Source organism: Pseudomonas spelaei (assembly GCF_009724245.1).
Taxonomy (GTDB): Bacteria; Pseudomonadota; Gammaproteobacteria; order Pseudomonadales; family Pseudomonadaceae; genus Aquipseudomonas; species Aquipseudomonas spelaei.
Map to the genome: position 1 here is coordinate 31,737 of NZ_WNNK01000008.1, position 18,293 is coordinate 50,029.

Below are 18,293 nucleotides of genomic sequence, written 5' to 3' on the forward strand. Positions count from 1 at the left end.
TTTGAAGCATAAATAGGAGGCCACATGGCTGACAAAAAAGCGCAGTTGATCATCGAGGGCGCAGCCCCCGTCGAGCTGCCCATTTTAACCGGCACCGTTGGTCCCGATGTTATTGACGTACGGGGCCTGACGGCCACGGGCCGTTTCACATTCGACCCAGGCTTCATGTCGACCGCCTCTTGCGAGTCGAAGATCACCTATATCGACGGCGACAACGGCATTTTGCTGCATCGCGGCTACCCGATCGAGCAACTGGCCGAGAAGTCGGACTACCTGGAAACCTGCTACCTGCTGCTTAATGGCGAATTGCCAACAGCCGAGCAGAAAGCCCAGTTCGTCAGCACCGTGAAGAACCACACCATGGTTCACGAGCAGTTGAAGACCTTCTTCAACGGCTTCCGTCGCGACGCCCACCCGATGGCCGTCATGTGCGGCGTAGTCGGCGCCCTGTCGGCCTTCTATCACGACTCCCTGGACATCAATAACCCGCAGCATCGCGAAATTTCCGCGATCCGCCTGGTTGCCAAGATGCCGACCCTGGCCGCAATGGTTTACAAGTACTCCATGGGTCAACCCATGATGTACCCGCGCAACGACCTGACGTACGCGGAAAACTTCCTGCACATGATGTTCAACACCCCGTGCGAGATCAAACCGATCAGCCCGGTGCTGGCCGCCGCGATGGACAAGATCTTCATCCTCCACGCCGACCACGAACAGAATGCCTCGACGTCTACCGTACGCCTGGCAGGCTCTTCGGGTGCCAACCCGTTCGCCTGTATCGCCGCCGGTATCGCCGCACTGTGGGGCCCTGCCCACGGCGGTGCGAACGAAGCCGTGCTGACCATGCTCGATGAAATCGGCGATGTCTCGAACATCGACACGTTCATCGCCAAGGCCAAGGACAAGAACGATCCGTTCAAGTTGATGGGCTTTGGTCACCGGGTCTACAAGAACCGCGACCCGCGTGCCACCGTGATGAAGAAGACCTGCGACGAAGTGTTGAAGGAACTGGGCATCAAGAACGATCCGCAACTCGAACTGGCCATGCGCCTGGAAGAGATCGCCCTGACCGACCCGTACTTCATCGAACGCTCGCTGTACCCGAACGTCGACTTCTACTCGGGGATCATCCTCAAGGCGATCGGCATTCCAACCAGCATGTTCACCGTGATCTTCGCCCTGGCGCGGACCGTGGGCTGGATCTCCCACTGGAAAGAAATGCTCTCCAGCCCGTACAAGATTGGCCGCCCGCGCCAGCTGTACACCGGCTACGAGTCGCGTGACATTACCAAGCTGGAAGATCGCAAGTAAGCAGTTAGCTGCCTGGTTGCACTGAATACGGCCTCCTATATGGAGGCCGTATTTGTTTGTGCCGGGCAGTGAGGCTTGCGGCGTCTGCTTTGACGCCATCGCAGGCAAGCCAGCTCCCACACTCGACCGCGCCGCACCGGGTGTACCCGGCCAACCGTGGGAGCTGGCTTGCCTGCGATGGCGGCAGCACTAGCAACACATAGTTTCAGGCCATAAAAAATGCCCCGGTCTCTCGACCGGGGCATTTCTATAGGTAGCTACCTCGATACAACCTTAGTGAGAAACCGCCCCACTCGCCCCCAGACCCGTCTGCGAACGCACAAACTGCGGGAAGTACAGCGCACGCTCCTTCTCTGCCGCCGCCGACTTGTCGGTGATGGAGAAGAACCAGATGCCGATGAACGCAATGATCATCGAGAACAGCGCCGGGTACTCGTAAGGGAAGATGGCTTTCTCATGGTGCAGTATCGAGACCCAGATGGTTGGACCAAGGATCATCAGGCCAACGGCACTGATCAAGCCCAACCAGCCGCCAATCATCGCACCGCGGGTGGTGAGATTTTTCCAGTACATGGAAAGCAGCAGCACCGGGAAGTTACAGCTCGCCGCAATGGAGAACGCCAGGCCGACCATGAACGCGATGTTCTGGCTTTCGAACAGGATCCCCAGACCAATGGCCAGCACCGCCAAGGCGATGGTGGTGATCTTCGAGACGCGAATCTCATCCTTCTCGTTGGCCTTGCCCTTCTTGATAACGCTGGCATACAGGTCATGGGACACCGCCGAAGCACCGGCCAGGGTCAAGCCGGCAACCACCGCGAGGATGGTGGCGAAGGCCACGGCCGAGATGAAGCCCAGGAAAATACTGCCGCCCACCGCGTTGGCCAAATGCACCGCCGCCATGTTGTTACCGCCCAGCAAGGCACCTGCAGCGTCCTTGAACGCCGGATTGGTGCTCACCAGCAGAATCGCGCCGAAGCCGATGATGAAGGTCAGAATGTAGAAATAACCGATGAAGCCTGTGGCATACAGCACGCTCTTGCGGGCTTCTTTCGCATCACTCACGGTGAAGAAGCGCATCAGGATGTGCGGCAGGCCGGCGGTACCGAACATCAGTGCCAGGCCAAGGGAGAACGCCGAAATCGGATCTTTCACCAGGCCGCCCGGGCTCATGATCGCCTCACCTTTAGGGTGAACCTTGATCGCCTCGGCAAACAGCATGTTGAAGTCAAAGTTGACGTGCTTCATCACCATCAGCGCCATGAACGAGGCACCGGACAACAGCAGCACTGCCTTGATGATCTGCACCCAGGTGGTTGCCAGCATGCCGCCGAACAACACATAGAGGCACATCAGGATACCGACCAGAATCACCGCAACATGGTAATCCAGGCCGAACAGCAGTTGGATCAGCTTGCCTGCGCCTACCATCTGCGCGATCAGGTAGAACGCCACCACCACCAGCGACCCACACGCCGACAGGCTGCGAATCTGGGTCTGCCCAAGGCGATAGGACGCCACGTCGGCAAACGTATATTTACCTAGGTTACGCAGGCGCTCGGCGATCAGGAACAGAATGATCGGCCAGCCCACCAGGAAGCCGATCGAGTAGATCAGGCCGTCGTAGCCAGAGGTGAACACCAGCGCGGAAATCCCCAGGAAGGACGCCGCCGACATGTAGTCACCGGCAATCGCCAAACCGTTCTGGAACCCGGTGATCTTGCCGCCCGCCGCATAGTAGTCGGCCGCCGACTTGTTGCGCTTGGAGGCCCAGTAGGTAATGCACAAGGTGGCGCCGACGAAGGCGACGAACATCAGGATCGCTGCAATATTCAGCGGTTGTTTATGCACTTCGCCGGTCAACGCATCAGCCGCCCAGACGGCGGGAGCGAAGGCCATGATGCCCAATACTGCCAATAGACGACGGATCATTGCGCAGCCTCCTTGAGAATCGCATTGTTCAGGTCGTCAAATTCGCCGTTGGCACGTCGTACATAGATTGCAGTCAGGATAAAGGCTGAAACAATCAGCCCGACTCCGATCGGAATTCCCCAGGTAATGGACGAACCGGGGCTCAGCTTGGCCCCCAGTATTTGTGGCCCATAGGCAATCAGAAGGATGAATCCGGAGTACAGCCCAAGCATGATCGCCGAGAGAATCCAGGCGAATCTTTCCCTTTTACTCACCAGCTCCTTGAAACGCGGGCTGTCTTGAATCTTGAGGTAAATGCTGTCGTTCATTGTTTTTATCCTCGCAGCACAGCTTTTTTATTATTGGAACGTATCCACTGTATGCGGCTGCGGAACAGGTTCCAGACGACCTTAGTATTAGAAGGAGTGTAGCGAGGGATTTGGAGGACGCAGGCCCCATTGCTGAGGTGAGATAGCGTGGGAACCGGGATTTTGTGGGAGCCGGGCTTGCCCGCGACTGGATCACCTCGGCGCATCTGAAATACCGAGGCGTCTGCATCGCAGGCAAGCCAGCTCCCACACAAGCCGGCTCCCACAAAGGGTTTATTTAGCGGTCCATTCGGCCACACGCTCAGGGTGCTTGGCGACCCAATCCTTGGCCGCTGCATCAGGCTTGGCACCCTCCTGGATTGCCAACATGACTTCGCCGATTTCGTCCTTGGAGGCCCATTGGAACTTCTTCAGGAAAGCCGCCACTTCCGGCGCCTTCTTCTCCAGGCCTTTACTGCCGATGCTGTTGACGGTTTCAGCCGCACCATAAATTCCTTTTGGGTCGTCAAGGAAACGCAGTTTCCACTTGGCGAACATCCAGTGTGGCACCCAACCGGTGACCGCAATGGACTCCTGTTTGTCTTCGGCACGGGTCAGCTCGGCGATCATCGCGGCGCCCGAACTGGCTTGCAGCTTGTAGTCCAGGCCATAGGCCTTGATGGCTTCGTCAGTCTTGAGCATCACGCCTGAACCGGCATCGATACCGACGATCTTGTTCTTGAAGGTGGTGTCAGTCTTGAGGTCTTCAATGGACTTGGCCTTGACGTACTCCGGCACGATCAGGCCGATCTTGGCGTCCTTGAAGTTGGGGCCGTAGTCGACCACCTTGTCCTTGTTCTTGGCCCAATACTCACCGTGAGTCACCGGCAGCCACGCCGAGAGCATCGCGTCGAGCTTGCCGGTGGCCACGCCCTGCCACATGATCCCGGTGGCGACGGCTTGCAGCTTGACGTCGTAGCCGAGTTTTTCCTTGATCACTTCTGCCGCCACGTGGGTGGTGGCGACACTGTCCGACCAGCCATCCACATAGCCGATGCTCAGGGTTTTGCTGTCGGCGCTGGCCAGTGTGGAGCCCATCGCAACTACCAAAGTGGCAGCTGCGCCCAAGAGTCGTCGCATCTTCATAGTGCTTCCCCGAAAGTGCTGCGCCCGACGGATGCCGAGCGACGTCAACCTATTGTTATATGGTGCACCGCGCCCCCTTCACGCGCATCGATCATGCTCTGGCGACATCAGTGGAGTGCTGACGCTTCGATCATCAACCTGCTGCCGGAGCGGACCTGCTCTGACTACGACCTCAGGTAAGCAGGAAACGACATCACATCGCCATCCATAACCTTTGTGGGCGTTCTTGCGCCAATCCCGCCCGAACTTTGCATGTCAAAATCATGCGGGCCCACTGGGAGGCGCCAAATACAGGTAAGATGCGCGGCTTTGCTCCCCCAGACGGCCTGACCATGCCCGCGACTGCCCGCTTTCCTGTGCTGCCTTATTTATTCGCCCTGATCCTCAGCCTGTTTGCCCTCGGCGGTTACTGGTATGGCCTCGGCCAGCCGGTGGTGCTGCCCGATGTGGCCAGTGCCACGCACAAGCTGCAATGCGCGTCCTACACGCCCTTCGACAAGGATCAATCGCCCTTCGACCAGCCGTTCAAACTGCGCCCCGAACGCATGGACGCCGACCTGGCGTTGCTGTCTACCCGCTTTGAGTGCATTCGCACCTACTCCATGACCGGCCTCGAAGCCCTGCCGGACCTGGCACGCAAGCACGGCCTGAAGCTGATGATCGGCGCCTGGGTCAACAGCAATCCGGTGGACACCGCCAAGGAAATCGATGCATTGATCGCCTCGGCCAACGCCAACCCCGACGTCGTGACCTCGGTGATCGTCGGCAACGAAACCCTGCTGCGCAAGGAAATCACCGCCACGCAGTTGGTGAAGTTGATCCATCAGGTCAAAAGCCATATCAAACAGCCCGTCACCTATGCCGACGTTTGGGAGTTCTGGCTGCAACACCCGCAAATCGCCCCGGCGGTGGACTTCCTGACCATTCACCTGCTGCCGTATTGGGAAAATGACCCCGCAGGGATCGACAAGGCCCTCAAGCATGTAGGTGACATTCGCCAGACCTTTGGCAACCAATTTGCCCCCAAAGACATCATGATCGGTGAGACCGGCTGGCCGAGCGAAGGCCGCCAGCGCGAAACTGCCGTGCCGAGTCGCGTCAACGAAGCCAAGTTCATCCGTGGTTTTGTGGAAATGGCCGAACAGAACGGCTGGCACTACAACCTGATCGAAGCCTTCGACCAACCGTGGAAACGCGCCAGTGAAGGTGCCGTTGGCGGCTACTGGGGCTTGTTTGATGCGGATCGCCAGGACAAGGGCGTGCTGGCCGGGCCTGTGACCAACGTGCCGTACTGGCCGACATGGCTGGGGGTTGGCGGGATTATCCTGCTGGGCACACTGCTGCTCGGCGGTCGTGTTCGCAGCACCCGTACCGCCCTGCTCTTGCCATTGCTTGGCGCGGTTGCGGCCTGCTCGATTGGCACCTGGGCTGAATTGACCCGGGTGACGGCGCGCTTTACCGACGAATGGGTCTGGGCCGGCTTACTGGTGGTCTTGAATCTTTTGGTGCTGGCGCATGCCGCCCTGGCCCTGAGTGCCCGAGAAGGCTGGCGCGAACGCAGTTTCAACTGGCTTGAGCAACGCGCCGGCTGGCTGGTGGCCGTGGCCGGATTTGCTGGCGCGGTAATGATGCTGGCGCTGGTGTTTGATCCGCGTTATCGCAGCTTCCCGAGCGCAGCGCTGTTGCTGCCGGCGCTTGTGTACCTGGTACGCCCGGTCATCGGTCCTCGTCGGGAGATCGCCTTGCTGACCTTCATCATCGGTGCCGGCATTGCGCCGCAGCTGTACAGCGAAGGCTTGATGAACCAACAGGCCCTGGGTTGGGCGCTGGTGAGCGTGTTGATGGTTGCAGCGTTGTGGCGGTGCTTGCGGGTCCGCAAGACCTAGGACACCGCAAACCTGTAGCCGCTGCCGAGGTACGAGGCTGCGGCTACAGGCTCATAGAAATCAGGTGACCCGAGGCGCCCTGACCAACCGCAACCCGGCAATCACCACGGCAAACACCGCAAACGTGGTGTTGTACAACGCCAACGCCGGAAACCCGAACACCAACCCCAATACCGCCAACGCCCACCCAGCTCGTCCCGGCACAAAAAACGCCAGTACCGACGTCACCAAAGCTGCCCACCCCATCACCTTGAAGTGAATCATCAGCCCCAGGTTCGAGCGCACCTGACATTCCCAGCGGCTGGCCTCATCAGCACAGAGGCCAACCCACTGGCCATCCTCCATAAAGCCGTAACGCGCGCCATAACTGGCGGCCAACCACAACGGTAAGGCAATGAGCAGCAGGATCAGCGGCAAACGGCGGGACATGGGGCACTCCGATAGGCGAAAACGGCGCCCAGCTTAATCCCCCGGTGGCCGTTGGCAAGGCTTGTACGCAGATAACTGTTCATCAATGCGTGCCAAAGTGTATCGTCTGGCTACTATTACCCTGATTCCTGCGGTTATTTCCGACTTTTCGTGCCGAGCGCTGGCACTTCGGTGGCAACGCGGTGGTCATAGCCTGCGAACTTCATTCAGTACGTTTTCCTCTTAGGGATTTAGTCATGCTCCGTTCCTTGCGCTGTGCGGCCCTGTTGGGCGGCCTTTTTTTGAGTGCGTCAGCACTGGCGGTCGACGTCGACCAAGCCAGCTATGGCTACCCTTTGACCAATCCGTTTGAAGCGACCATCGCCACTACCCCACCCAATCTTCGGCCGGAACTGCCGAGCGATGACGAGATCAATCAGTCCGACTACAGCCTGACCATGCGCCCGGAGCGCCAATTCAGCCTGCCGGACAATTTCTGGGCGGTGAAGAAACTCACCTACCGCATCGCCAAGCAGGACCACGCCGCACCGCTGATCTTTCTGATCTCCGGTACCGGCGCGCGCTTTGACAGCACCATCAACGAGTACCTGAAAAAGCTCTATTACAAGGCCGGCTACCACGTGGTGCAGCTGTCATCGCCCACCAGCTTTGACTTCATCAGCGCCGCGTCGCGCTTCGCCACCCCGGGCGTGACCTCGGAAGATGCCGAGGACATGTACCGCGTGATGCAGGCCGTGCGTGCGCAAAACGCGACGCTGCCGGTCACCGATTTCTATCTGACCGGCTACAGCCTCGGTGCACTGGACGCGGCCTTCGTCAGTAAGCTGGACGAAACCCGGCGCAGTTTCAACTTCAAGAAAGTGCTGCTGCTCAACCCGCCGGTCAACCTCTACACCTCGATCACCAATCTCGACAAGCTGGTGCAAACCGAGGTCAAGGGCATCAACAACAGCACCACTTTCTATGAGTTGGTGTTGAACAAGCTGACCCGCTACTTCCAGCAAAAGGGCTATATCGACCTTAACGACGCCCTGCTCTACGACTTCCAGAACTCCAAGGAACACCTGACCAACGAACAGATGGCCATGCTGATCGGCACCTCGTTCCGCTTCTCGGCGGCCGACATTGCCTTCACCTCGGACCTGATCAACCGTCGCGGCCTGATCACCCCGCCGAAATACCCGATCACCGAAGGCACCAGCCTCACGCCGTTCCTCAAACGTGCGCTGCAATGCGACTTCGACTGCTACCTCACCGAACAAGTGATCCCGATGTGGCGTGCCCGCTCCGACGGCGGCAGCCTGTTGCAGTTGATTGATCAGGTCAGCCTCTATGCCCTCAAGGACTACCTGCACGACAGCCCGAAAATCGCGGTCATGCACAACGCCGACGACGTGATCCTCGGCCCTGGCGACCTCGGTTTCCTGCGTAAAACCTTCGGCGATCGCTTGACCGTCTACCCCCTGGGCGGCCATTGCGGCAACCTCAACTACCGCGTCAACGCCGACGCCATGCTGGAGTTCTTCCGTGGCTAAATATCTCCTGCTTATCGCTGCGTTACTCTGCGCCGGTGTGGCCAATGCCGATAACAGCAAGGCCCACGCGCCGACGGTGGTGGACTCCGACGGTTTCAAGGAGCCACTGAGCAAACTCAAATTCAACCCGGGCCTGGACCAGCGTGAATTCGAACGTTCGACCCTCACCGCCCTCAACATTTACGACCCGCTGGAATCGTGGAACCGTCGGGTCTATCACTTCAACTATCGGTTTGACCAATGGGTCTTCCTGCCGGTGGTCGACGGTTACCGCTATGTGACCCCAAGCTTCCTGCGCACCGGCGTGAGCAACTTCTTCAACAACCTGGGCGACGTGCCCAACCTGGTGAACAGCCTGCTGCAGCTCAAGGGTCACCGCTCCCTGGAAACCACCGGACGCCTGCTGCTTAATACCACCATCGGCATCGCCGGCCTGTGGGACCCGGCTACCGCCATGGGCCTGCCGCGCCAGAGCGAAGACTTCGGTCAGACCCTGGGCTTCTACGGCGTGCCGGGCGGCGCCTACCTGGTGCTGCCGATCTTCGGCCCTTCCAACCTGCGGGACACCGCCGGCCTGGCCGTCGACTACACAGCCGAATCCCAGATCAACTTCCTCAACGTGTCCAAGGTCAGCGAAAACCACCCGGAAATCTGGGCCCTGCGCGCTGTCGACAAGCGCTACCAGACCAGCTTCCGCTATGGCCAGATGAACTCGCCGTTCGAGTATGAAAAGGTGCGGTACGTGTATACCGAGTCGCGCAAGTTGCAGATTGCCGAGTAACCCTGTGCGGTAGGAGCTGGCTTGCCGGCTCCTACCGACCGGGGTTCAAATCAGTTCCCCGTCGACACCACTGCTGCCAGGTGAACTGCAATTGCAGGATCGCCGCCCTCGCCATCTCCCTTTCCGGCTCCGGCAATCTGGAAGGCTGCTCAAGTGCCTTGAGCAACGCCACGCTCGACCCATCCATCACCGATACGCTCGCCAACGTCGGCCCACCCTGTTTGAGGGCAGCCGCCAAGCCCCGCAAATAGTGATCACGCGCAACCGCCAACCCGCCCTGACTGCTCGCCAGGCACGCCCGCAGCTCCAGTAACTCATCCCCAAGATCCAACCCCAACAACCCGTTATCCCAATGGGCGTGGCGCTCGGACGGTAAGGTTTCGCTGTAGCGCGACAGGCGAATCAAGCGGTCTGCCATGCGCCCGCCAAACCAGCTTTCGACCTGCTCCAATGGGCGCACGGTCAGTTGCGCGAGGTCAAACAGTGACGCCTTGAACATCCGCCGATAATGGTGTTCACCCGGCCTGAGCTGGATCAGACGGAACACCACCACCGCAATACCGACCCCCACCAGCGTCGCGATGGCTTTATTGAGAAAGGCCGCGAAGTCATAGGTCATCAGGTTGCTGGGCCCGACGTTGTTAACGAAGAAGATGCAGAACGCCGAGGCCGTGGCTGCCAGTTTGACGCGACTCATGCACAGCGAGGCGAAAAACAGCGGCACACCCAGCCCCAGGCACAGCAACGGAAACGCATCAAAACCGGGCAGTAGGCCGAAGCGCACAACAGCGGCCACCGGGACCGATAAAGCGATGCCCTTGAAGAAGTTCAGGCTGGACGCCGAGGGATCTTCCCGCGCTGCAAACAGGCTCAGGACCACGCCGCAAATCGACACCGCGCCCAGCCCCGATGGCCAGGCGGTAAAAATCCAAAAGGCCGCAACAGCCAGAAACGCCAAGGCACTGCGCAAGCCGCCAAGCAGGCCCTGTTCAATATCCCGGTGCCAGGACATTGCCCCCGGCGCCCCCGATGGCACCCTGCCCTGCTCAACGTCCACCAACGTCAGGGCACCTTGATCGATCAAACGCAGCACCTGCGCCAATTGCATCAGGCAAAAGTGCGCCTCCTGACTCAGGGCCGGATCCTCCAGCGCCAGGCCAAGGCGACGAGCCAGGTCAGGCAGATCCTGGTGTCGTTCTTGCTGCAAGGTGGCGGCCACCTCTTCCACCAACGGTAGAACCCGTGCCGTCTCATCGAGCATCAACCGTTGCCGCGCCACCCCGCGCGCCGCGCGCAGCAAACTGAGCAAGTCGCGGCTAAGCACCCGCAACGCCTGGGAGCGACGGCGCCCCTTGGGGCCTTCGAACCAGGCGTGATCGCGCTGGGTGTCCACCGCCACGAGCCGCCCCAAGGCCTCCAATAAACCTTTACGTTGATCAGTGCCCAACAGCTCCGAAGCCGCCGCACGCATTCCCGCCAGCCAAGCGGCCCGGCCTTGTGCGGCCAGCGCCCGCTCTACATGCCGCGGCCACAACACCGTGCTCGCCACCGAGGCACAGACGAGCCCCAGGCCGATCTCCAGACAACGGGCAGACGCCTGATCGAACACCGTCAACGGCGCCGAGGTGGCGGGCAGCGCAATGATTGCGGCGGTATAACCCGCCAGCACAAAACCATAAGAAGTGTGATTACGCAGCAATGAGGCGCCGGTGGTGCAGAACGCCAGCCACAGCGCCATGCACAGCAGGAACAACAGCGGTGCCTGACCGAAGACCGCGACCATGGCGACGGATGCCACAGCCCCCACCAAAGTGCCCACCAGTCGATAGGCGCCCTTGGCCAGCACCATGCCGCTGGTGGACTGGCCGACGATAAATACGGTGGTCAAGGCCCATTGCGGCTGCTCCAGGTCGAAGCAAAAGGCCAGATACAACGCGACCCCGCCGGCGATGATGTTGCGCAGGGCAAACAACAGATCGCTACGCGAGGGCGCGAGGGTGGCTTGCCAGAAATCAGGGAGTTGAAAGGTGAGCGGTTTCATTCAACGAACACATAGATAGCAAGCTAATGATTAGTATCGTATCTATATTTGCGTTGAATGCCAATCCTAGCCTTTGGCGGTGCGCCACACTTTGCTGAACAGTAATACCACCGCCAACACCACTGCTCCGGCAATAATCCCCGCTACCGCGTTGAGCACGCTCGGCAGCAACCACGCCAGGCCACCAGCGCTTTGACTCACGGTCTCGATCCAGTGATGCACCACCGGCACACCGTGGGTCAGAATTCCACCGCCCACCAGGAACATCGCCGCCGTCCCGATCACCGACAGGCTTTTCATCATGTACGGGGCTGTCCGCAAAATTCCGCCGCCGATGCTGCGCGCCATTTGCCCAGGCTTCTGCGTCAGCCACAGACCAAGGTCATCCAGCTTGACGATACCGGCCACCAAACCATAGACGCCGATGGTCATGACAATGGCAATGCCCGACAGCACGATCACCTGTTGCATCAACGGCACATCGGCCACGGTACCCAGAGTGATGGCGATGATTTCTGCCGAGAGAATGAAGTCGGTACGGATCGCGCCTTTGATCTTGTCCTTCTCAAAAGCCACCAAGTCCGTCGCCGGGTCCGCTACAGCCTCGACCAACTGGGTATGCCCGGCCTGGTCTTCGGCCTTGCTGTGAAGGAATTTGTGCGCCAGCTTTTCGAAGCCTTCGAAACACAAGTACGCGCCACCCAGCATCAGCAACGGCGTCACCGCCCACGGGGCGAAAGCACTGATCAGCAAAGCAGCGGGCACCAGGATCAGCTTGTTGAGGAACGAGCCCTTGGCTACCGCCCAGACCACCGGAATCTCTCGTTCGGCGCGCACACCGGAGACTTGCTGGGCATTGAGCGCCAAGTCGTCGCCGAGCACGCCGGCGGTTTTCTTGGCGGCCATTTTGGTCATCAGCGCGACGTCATCCAGCACTGCCGCAATGTCGTCAATCAGCACCAGCAAACTGCTTCCTGCCATGAATCAGATGTCCTTGAGAGTGAGAGACTGACGAGCATAGCGCGGCGCAAGGCTTTTCGGACACATTCTTGAGACCCGCGGATGGCCGGTGCTACCATGCGCAACCGCCTGTCTCGGCAAGGAATCATCTGGTCCATGAGCACCATTCGCGAGCGCAACAAAGAACTGATCCTGCGGGCTGCCAGTGAGGAGTTTGCCGACAAGGGCTTCGCCGCGACCAAAACCAGCGACATCGCCGCCAAGGCCGGGCTGCCCAAGCCCAACGTCTACTACTACTTCAAGTCCAAGGACAACCTCTACCGCGAGGTGCTCGAAAGCATCATCGAGCCGATCCTGGCAGCCTCCACGCCATTCAATCCCGACGGCGATCCCAAGGAGGTACTGAGCGGGTACATCCGCTCGAAAATCTGCATCTCCCGCGACCTGCCCTTCGCCTCCAAAGTGTTCGCCAGCGAAATCATGCACGGCGCCCCGCACCTGAGCCCCGAGCAGGTCGAGCAACTCAACGCCCAGGCCAAACACAACATCGATTGCATCCAGAGCTGGGTGGATAAAGGGCTGATTGCGGCAATTGATCCCAATCACCTGATGTTCAGCATCTGGGCGGCGACGCAGACGTATGCTGATTTTGATTGGCAGATTTCGGCGATAACGGGCAAGGCCAAGCTGGATGAGGCCGACTACGAGGCGGCGGCGCAGACGATTATTCGGTTGGTGCTCAAGGGATGTGAGCCGGACTGATGGACCGTGGTGTGGCCATCGCAGGCAAGCCAGCTCCCACACTGGACTTGTACCGGACACAGATTGTATGAACACCATCAGCCCAATGTGGGAGCGGGCTTGCCCGCGATAGCTATCTTCCAGACACATCCTGCCAAAAGCCTGCCCTGTTTCTGAAATCATCCGGACTAGCCTTTCAGAACTCATTCTGCAAAGGGGCAATGGAATGCCTGATCTACCTGCATCAAACCGTCTGCGCACAGGCCGCTACAACGAACCCAACCAAATTTATCTTCTGACCAGCAACACACTTCATCGCGAGCCGATATTCAGCGACTTCAAACTAGGCCGGCTGGTGGTACAGCAATTCAGAATGGCCCAAAACCAAGGGCTGGCAATATCACTGGCCTGGGTAGTGATGCCTGATCATTTCCATTGGCTGATATCACTTGAAAATGGCTCTTTGGCCGATTTGATGCGCCAGGTCAAATCCAAAAGCACTCGAATCATTAATGCTGTTGCCGGACGCCAAGGGCGTCTTTGGCAACCAGGCTTTCATGATCATGCCGTGCGTCGGGAAGAAAGCCTTGAGGGTATCGCTCGGTACATCGTTGCCAACCCCTTGAGAGCCGGTCTTGTAAAGAAATACGGCGACTATCCACTGTGGGATGCAATCTGGCTTGACTGAAGAACGAGTCGCCGCCATCGCGGGCAAGCCCGCTCCCACAGGAGTCCTATGTCATTCACAAAACAAGCCCGACGCAAGACAGTGTGGGAGCGGGCTTGCCCGCGATAGCTATCGACCAATCACCTCACATCAAGCAGACACCCCCGCATCCGCCAACAACCCCTGCCCTTCAATCGCGCTGATCGCACACTGCTCGTCAATGTCCGATGTATCCCCGCTGATCCCGATCGCCCCCAGCACCTTCCCATCCTGATCCCGAATCAGTACCCCACCCGGCGCCGGCACCACGCTGCCCTGCCCCAGGCTGTTCAACGCCGCGATAAACGCCGGCCGCTGCTGCGCATCCAGCGCCAACAGCCGTGACCCCTTACCCAGGGCTATCGCGCCCCAGGCCTTGCCAATGGCGATTTGCGGGCGCAGCAGACTGGCGCCGTCTTCGCGCTGCAACGTGATCAAGTGCCCGCCGCTGTCGAGTACCGCAATGGTCAGCGGTGCCGCCGAAATCGTGCGACCTGCGGCGATGGCCTGGCTGGCCAGGTTAACTGCGACTTTCAAGGTTAAAGCGCTCATGGGTGCCGTCCTTATCTTGTTATTGAGAAAGCCGTGGGGCTCTGATTGATCAGAAGCCGGATAAAACAAATAGAACACAATAGATTTATTTTTTGTATACAATATTTCGAAACACACACGCCACACGTCTAAATAATCCCGTCTAAAAGGCTTCCGACGAACGCATAGGCCAACGAAGAAAATGGATTGACCTGTGCAGCTCGCCGTGAATACACTTCGACGCAACACCACTTGTATACAATTACAAAACGCAAGAGGCACCAAAACCATGAGCAAAATGAGAGCAATCGAAGCCGCCGTTCTGGTGATGCGCCGTGAAGGGGTCGACACCGCCTTCGGCATCCCGGGCGCCGCGATCAACCCGCTGTATTCGGCCTTGCAGAAGGTCGGTGGCATCGATCACGTCCTTGCTCGCCACGTTGAAGGCGCTTCGCACATGGCCGAGGGTTACACCCGCACCAAGGCCGGCAATATCGGTGTGTGCATCGGGACTTCCGGCCCGGCCGGTACCGATATGGTCACGGGCCTGTACAGCGCCTGGGCCGACTCGATCCCGATCCTGTGCATTACCGGCCAGGCGCCGCGGGCCCGGATGCACAAGGAAGACTTCCAGGCCGTCGACATCACCAGCATCGTCAAGCCGGTGACCAAGTGGGCGACCATGGTGATGGAACCCGGCCAAGTGCCCTACGCGTTCCAGAAAGCCTTTTATGAAATGCGTTCCGGCCGTCCCGGCCCAGTGCTGATCGATTTGCCATTCGACGTGCAAATGGCCGAGATCGAATTCGATATCGACGCCTATCAGCCTCTGCCTCTGGCCAAACCGCTGGCCACCCGCATCCAGGTGGAAAAAGCCCTGGCCCTGCTGGACCAGGCCGAGCGCCCACTGCTGGTCAGCGGTGGTGGCGTGATCAATGCCGACGCCAGCGAGTTGCTGGTGGAGTTTGCCGAACTGACCGGTATACCGGTGATCCCGACCCTGATGGGCTGGGGCACTATCCCCGACGATCACCCGCTGATGGTGGGCATGGTTGGCCTGCAAACCTCCCACCGTTATGGCAACGCGACGATGCTCAAATCGGACGTGGTGCTGGGCATTGGTAACCGCTGGGCCAACCGTCACACCGGTTCGGTAGATGTCTACACCGCTGGCCGCAAGTTCATCCACGTCGACATCGAGCCGACGCAAATCGGCCGCGTGTTTACCCCGGACCTGGGCATTGTCTCCGACGCCGGAGCAGCCCTGACGATGTTCATTGAAGTGGCCCGCGAGTGGAAAGCTGCCGGCAAGCTCAAGGACCGCAGCGCCTGGCTCAACGATTGCCAGCAGCGCAAGGCCACCCTGCACCGCAAGACCCACTTCGACAACGTGCCGGTCAAACCGCAACGGGTGTACGAAGAGATGAACCAGGTGTTCGGCAAAGACACCTGCTACGTCAGCACTATCGGCCTGTCGCAGATTGCCGGCGCGCAATTCCTGCACGTCTACAAGCCGCGGCACTGGATCAACTGCGGCCAGGCTGGCCCGTTGGGCTGGACCATTCCGGCAGCACTCGGTGTGGTCAAGGCCGACCCGACGCGCAAGGTTGTCGCGCTGTCTGGCGACTATGATTTCCAGTTCATGATCGAAGAGTTGGCCGTGGGCGCGCAGTTCAAGCTGCCGTACATCCACGTGGTGGTGAACAACTCCTACCTGGGGCTGATTCGCCAGGCGCAACGCGGTTTTGAGATGGACTACTGCGTGCAGCTGTCCTTCGATAACCTCAATGCCCCGGAACTCAACGGTTATGGCGTCGACCACATAGCCGTCGCTGAAGGCCTGGGTTGCAAGGCCCTGCGCGTTTTCGAGCCGGATCAGATCCAGCCGGCCTTGCGCCGTGCCCAGGAAATGATGGAAGAGTTCAAGGTCCCGGTGATCGTTGAGATTATTCTGGAGCGGGTGACCAATATTTCCATGGGCACCGAGATCAACGCCGTCAACGAGTTCGAAGACCTGGCGCTGGTGGGTAACGACGCCCCCACCGCGATTTCGCTGCTCGATTAAATGATGCTTGATTAAAGAGTATGCGTTCCCGCGCAACGCGCGGGAACGCTGGCGCTTTTGAGGAGACTCCCATGCCGCGTTTTGCTGCCAACCTGTCCATGCTGTTCACTGAACAGGACTTCCTTGCCCGTTTCAAAGCTGCCGCCGACGCCGGCTTCACTGGTGTGGAATACCTGTTTCCCTACGAATTCAGCTCTGCCGAGATCAAGGCACAACTCGATGCCAACGGCCTGACTCAAGTACTGTTCAACCTGCCGGCCAGTGACTGGGCCAAGGGTGAACGCGGCCTGGCCTGCCACCCGGATCGGGTCGAGGAATTCCGTGCCGGTGTGAACCTGGCCATCGCCTACGCCCAAGTGCTGGGCAATACCCAGATCAACTGCCTGGCGGGTATCCGTCCACCAGGCGTGGACGAGGCCACCCTGGAAAAAACCTTCGTCGCCAACCTCAAATACGCCGCCGACAAGCTGCAAGCGGTGGGCATCAAGCTGGTGATGGAAGCCATCAACACCCGCGACATCCCAGGTTTCTACCTCAACAACACGGCGCAAGCCCTGTCGATTCGCGAGCAGGTGGGCAGCGCCAACCTGTTCCTGCAATACGACATCTATCACATGCAAATCATGGAAGGCGACCTGGCCCGGACCATGGCGGCGCACCTGGGTGAGATCAACCATATCCAGTTGGCGGACAACCCTGGGCGTAATGAGCCGGGTACTGGTGAGATCAACTACCGCTTCCTGTTCGAACACTTGGACCGCATTGGTTATCAGGGTTGGGTTGGGTGTGAGTACAAGCCACTGACCACCACCGAAGCCGGGTTGGGCTGGATGAAAAGCCACAATGCCATCTAATTGAACAAACACAGGAACCAATGTGGGAGCGGGCTTGCTCGCGAAAGCCGTGCATCAGTCGACATCAATTCTGAATGTCAGACCGCATTCGCGAGCAAGCCCGCTCCCACATTTGGATCTCCTGTGTTCAGCAGGCCGTGCCAGGTCTGCACACCTAAAAACAAGAGGATTTCTTCATGGCTAAAATCGGATTTATCGGCACCGGCATCATGGGTGAACCCATGGCAGCGAACCTGCAAAAGGCAGGTCATCAACTGTTCCTGTCCGAGCACTACGGCAAAGCGTCAGAAGCACTGGTCGCTGCCGGCGCAGTAGCCCTGGCCAACCCGCAGCAGGTGGCCCAGGAAGCCGAATTCATCATCGTCATGGTGCCTGACACCCCGCAGGTCGACGATGTGTTGTTCCGCGCCGATGGCATTGCAGCCGGCCTGTCGCCAAACAAAGTAGTGATCGACATGAGCTCGATCTCGCCTACCGCCACCAAGGCCTTTGCGGCCAAAATCAACGCAACCGGCGCGCAGTATCTTGACGCCCCGGTGTCCGGTGGCGAAGTCGGCGCCAAGGCCGGGACCTTGAGCATCATGGTCGGCGGCGAGCCACAGACCTTTGAACGTGCCCTGCCGCTGTTCCAGAGCATGGGCAAGAACATCACGCTGGTGGGTGGCAACGGCGACGGCCAGACCGCCAAAGTGGCCAACCAGATCATCGTTGCGCTGAACATCCAGGCGGTGGCCGAAGCGCTGCTGTTCGCCTCGAAAAACGGCGCGGACCCGGCCAAGGTACGTGAGGCGCTGATGGGCGGCTTCGCCTCATCGAAAATCCTGGAAGTGCATGGCGAGCGGATGATCAAGGGCACCTTTGACCCGGGTTTCCGCATCAACCTGCACCAGAAGGATCTGAACCTGGCCCTGGCCGGTGCGAAGGAGCTGGGGATCAACCTGCCGAACACCGCCGGCACCCAGCAAGTGTTCAGCACCTGCGTAGGCCTGGGCGGCGGTAACTGGGACCACTCGGCGCTGATCAAGGGCCTGGAACATATGGCGAATTTTTCGATTCGCGATAAGTAATCCGCGGCTCCTGACTTG

General features: G+C 59.4%; 16 protein-coding genes. 9 read left to right on the plus strand and 7 right to left on the minus strand.

Translation table 11 applies throughout. The annotated features are described in order from the left end of the window. Positions 1-24: 24 nt before the first annotated feature. Positions 25-1,314, plus strand: a complete 1,290-nt coding sequence (gltA, locus tag GNF76_RS11250) for a citrate synthase (protein WP_110624989.1) — start codon at positions 25-27, stop codon at positions 1,312-1,314. Positions 1,315-1,587: 273 nt separating this feature from the next. Here the strand turns inward: gltA and GNF76_RS11255 are convergent, their stop codons facing one another. From GNF76_RS11255 to GNF76_RS11265, 3 genes are all read right to left on the minus strand, one after another. Further along, positions 1,588-3,246 carry a cation acetate symporter gene (locus GNF76_RS11255; RefSeq protein WP_155583236.1) on the minus strand — a complete coding sequence of 553 codons (1,659 nt, stop codon included), beginning with the start codon at positions 3,244-3,246 and terminating at the stop codon, positions 1,588-1,590. Continuing rightward, on the minus strand, positions 3,243-3,554 hold the full coding sequence (locus GNF76_RS11260; RefSeq protein WP_155583237.1) for a DUF485 domain-containing protein: 312 nt from the start codon (positions 3,552-3,554) through the stop codon (positions 3,243-3,245). Before GNF76_RS11260 ends, GNF76_RS11255 begins: the two co-directional genes overlap by 4 nt. A gap of 273 nt (positions 3,555-3,827) precedes the next feature. Then, the gene (locus GNF76_RS11265; RefSeq protein ID WP_155583238.1) at positions 3,828-4,679 is read right to left on the minus strand and encodes a glycine betaine ABC transporter substrate-binding protein; all 852 of its coding nucleotides are present in this window, start codon (positions 4,677-4,679) and stop codon (positions 3,828-3,830) included. Between the two features lie 332 nt (positions 4,680-5,011). On the opposite strand from GNF76_RS11265, the gene GNF76_RS11270 reads away from it, so the two are divergent. After that, complete coding sequence (locus GNF76_RS11270; protein ID WP_155583239.1) at positions 5,012-6,565, plus strand: glycoside hydrolase family 17 protein; 1,554 nt, start codon at positions 5,012-5,014, stop codon at positions 6,563-6,565. A gap of 60 nt (positions 6,566-6,625) precedes the next feature. Here GNF76_RS11270 and GNF76_RS11275 read toward each other — a convergent pair whose 3' ends face one another. Next, positions 6,626-6,994 (minus strand): hypothetical protein, encoded by a 369-nt coding sequence (locus GNF76_RS11275; protein ID WP_155583240.1) that lies wholly within the window; start codon positions 6,992-6,994, stop codon positions 6,626-6,628. A 236-nt stretch (positions 6,995-7,230) separates the two neighbouring features. Here GNF76_RS11275 and GNF76_RS11280 point away from each other — a divergent pair, with 236 nt between their 5' ends. Both GNF76_RS11280 and GNF76_RS11285 read left to right on the plus strand, forming a co-directional pair. Next, positions 7,231-8,529, plus strand: coding sequence for a serine/threonine protein kinase (locus GNF76_RS11280; RefSeq protein WP_155583241.1), 1,299 nt, complete (start codon positions 7,231-7,233; stop codon positions 8,527-8,529). Further along, complete coding sequence (locus GNF76_RS11285; RefSeq protein ID WP_178123284.1) at positions 8,522-9,310, plus strand: MlaA family lipoprotein; 789 nt, start codon at positions 8,522-8,524, stop codon at positions 9,308-9,310. Before GNF76_RS11280 ends, GNF76_RS11285 begins: the two co-directional genes overlap by 8 nt. Before the next feature lie 31 nt (positions 9,311-9,341). Here GNF76_RS11285 and GNF76_RS11290 read toward each other — a convergent pair whose 3' ends face one another. Beyond that, positions 9,342-11,351 carry an FUSC family protein gene (locus GNF76_RS11290; RefSeq protein WP_155583242.1) on the minus strand — a complete coding sequence of 670 codons (2,010 nt, stop codon included), beginning with the start codon at positions 11,349-11,351 and terminating at the stop codon, positions 9,342-9,344. 66 nt (positions 11,352-11,417) lie between these two features. Continuing rightward, entirely contained in the window at positions 11,418-12,332 is a 915-nt protein-coding gene (locus tag GNF76_RS11295; protein ID WP_155583243.1) for a DUF808 domain-containing protein, read from the minus strand. A gap of 135 nt (positions 12,333-12,467) precedes the next feature. On the opposite strand from GNF76_RS11295, the gene GNF76_RS11300 reads away from it, so the two are divergent. Next, a complete protein-coding gene (locus GNF76_RS11300; RefSeq protein WP_155583244.1) occupies positions 12,468-13,073 on the plus strand; it encodes a TetR/AcrR family transcriptional regulator in 606 nt (201 codons plus the stop codon). A gap of 205 nt (positions 13,074-13,278) precedes the next feature. Continuing rightward, positions 13,279-13,740, plus strand: a complete 462-nt coding sequence (locus tag GNF76_RS11305) for an REP-associated tyrosine transposase (RefSeq protein ID WP_155583245.1) — start codon at positions 13,279-13,281, stop codon at positions 13,738-13,740. Positions 13,741-13,869: 129 nt separating this feature from the next. Here GNF76_RS11305 and GNF76_RS11310 read toward each other — a convergent pair whose 3' ends face one another. Then, complete coding sequence (locus tag GNF76_RS11310) at positions 13,870-14,310, minus strand: GlcG/HbpS family heme-binding protein (RefSeq protein ID WP_155583246.1); 441 nt, start codon at positions 14,308-14,310, stop codon at positions 13,870-13,872. Positions 14,311-14,578: 268 nt separating this feature from the next. Between GNF76_RS11310 and gcl the strand changes: the two genes are divergently transcribed. The 3 genes from gcl to GNF76_RS11325 all read left to right on the plus strand — a co-directional run bounded on the left by gcl (position 14,579) and on the right by GNF76_RS11325 (position 18,275). Beyond that, positions 14,579-16,354 carry a glyoxylate carboligase gene (gene gcl / locus GNF76_RS11315; protein WP_155583247.1) on the plus strand — a complete coding sequence of 592 codons (1,776 nt, stop codon included), beginning with the start codon at positions 14,579-14,581 and terminating at the stop codon, positions 16,352-16,354. Positions 16,355-16,425: 71 nt separating this feature from the next. Further along, on the plus strand, positions 16,426-17,208 hold the full coding sequence (hyi, locus tag GNF76_RS11320) for a hydroxypyruvate isomerase (protein ID WP_155583248.1): 783 nt from the start codon (positions 16,426-16,428) through the stop codon (positions 17,206-17,208). Positions 17,209-17,384: 176 nt separating this feature from the next. Beyond that, positions 17,385-18,275, plus strand: coding sequence for a 2-hydroxy-3-oxopropionate reductase (locus GNF76_RS11325; protein ID WP_155583249.1), 891 nt, complete (start codon positions 17,385-17,387; stop codon positions 18,273-18,275). Positions 18,276-18,293: the final 18 nt, after the last annotated feature.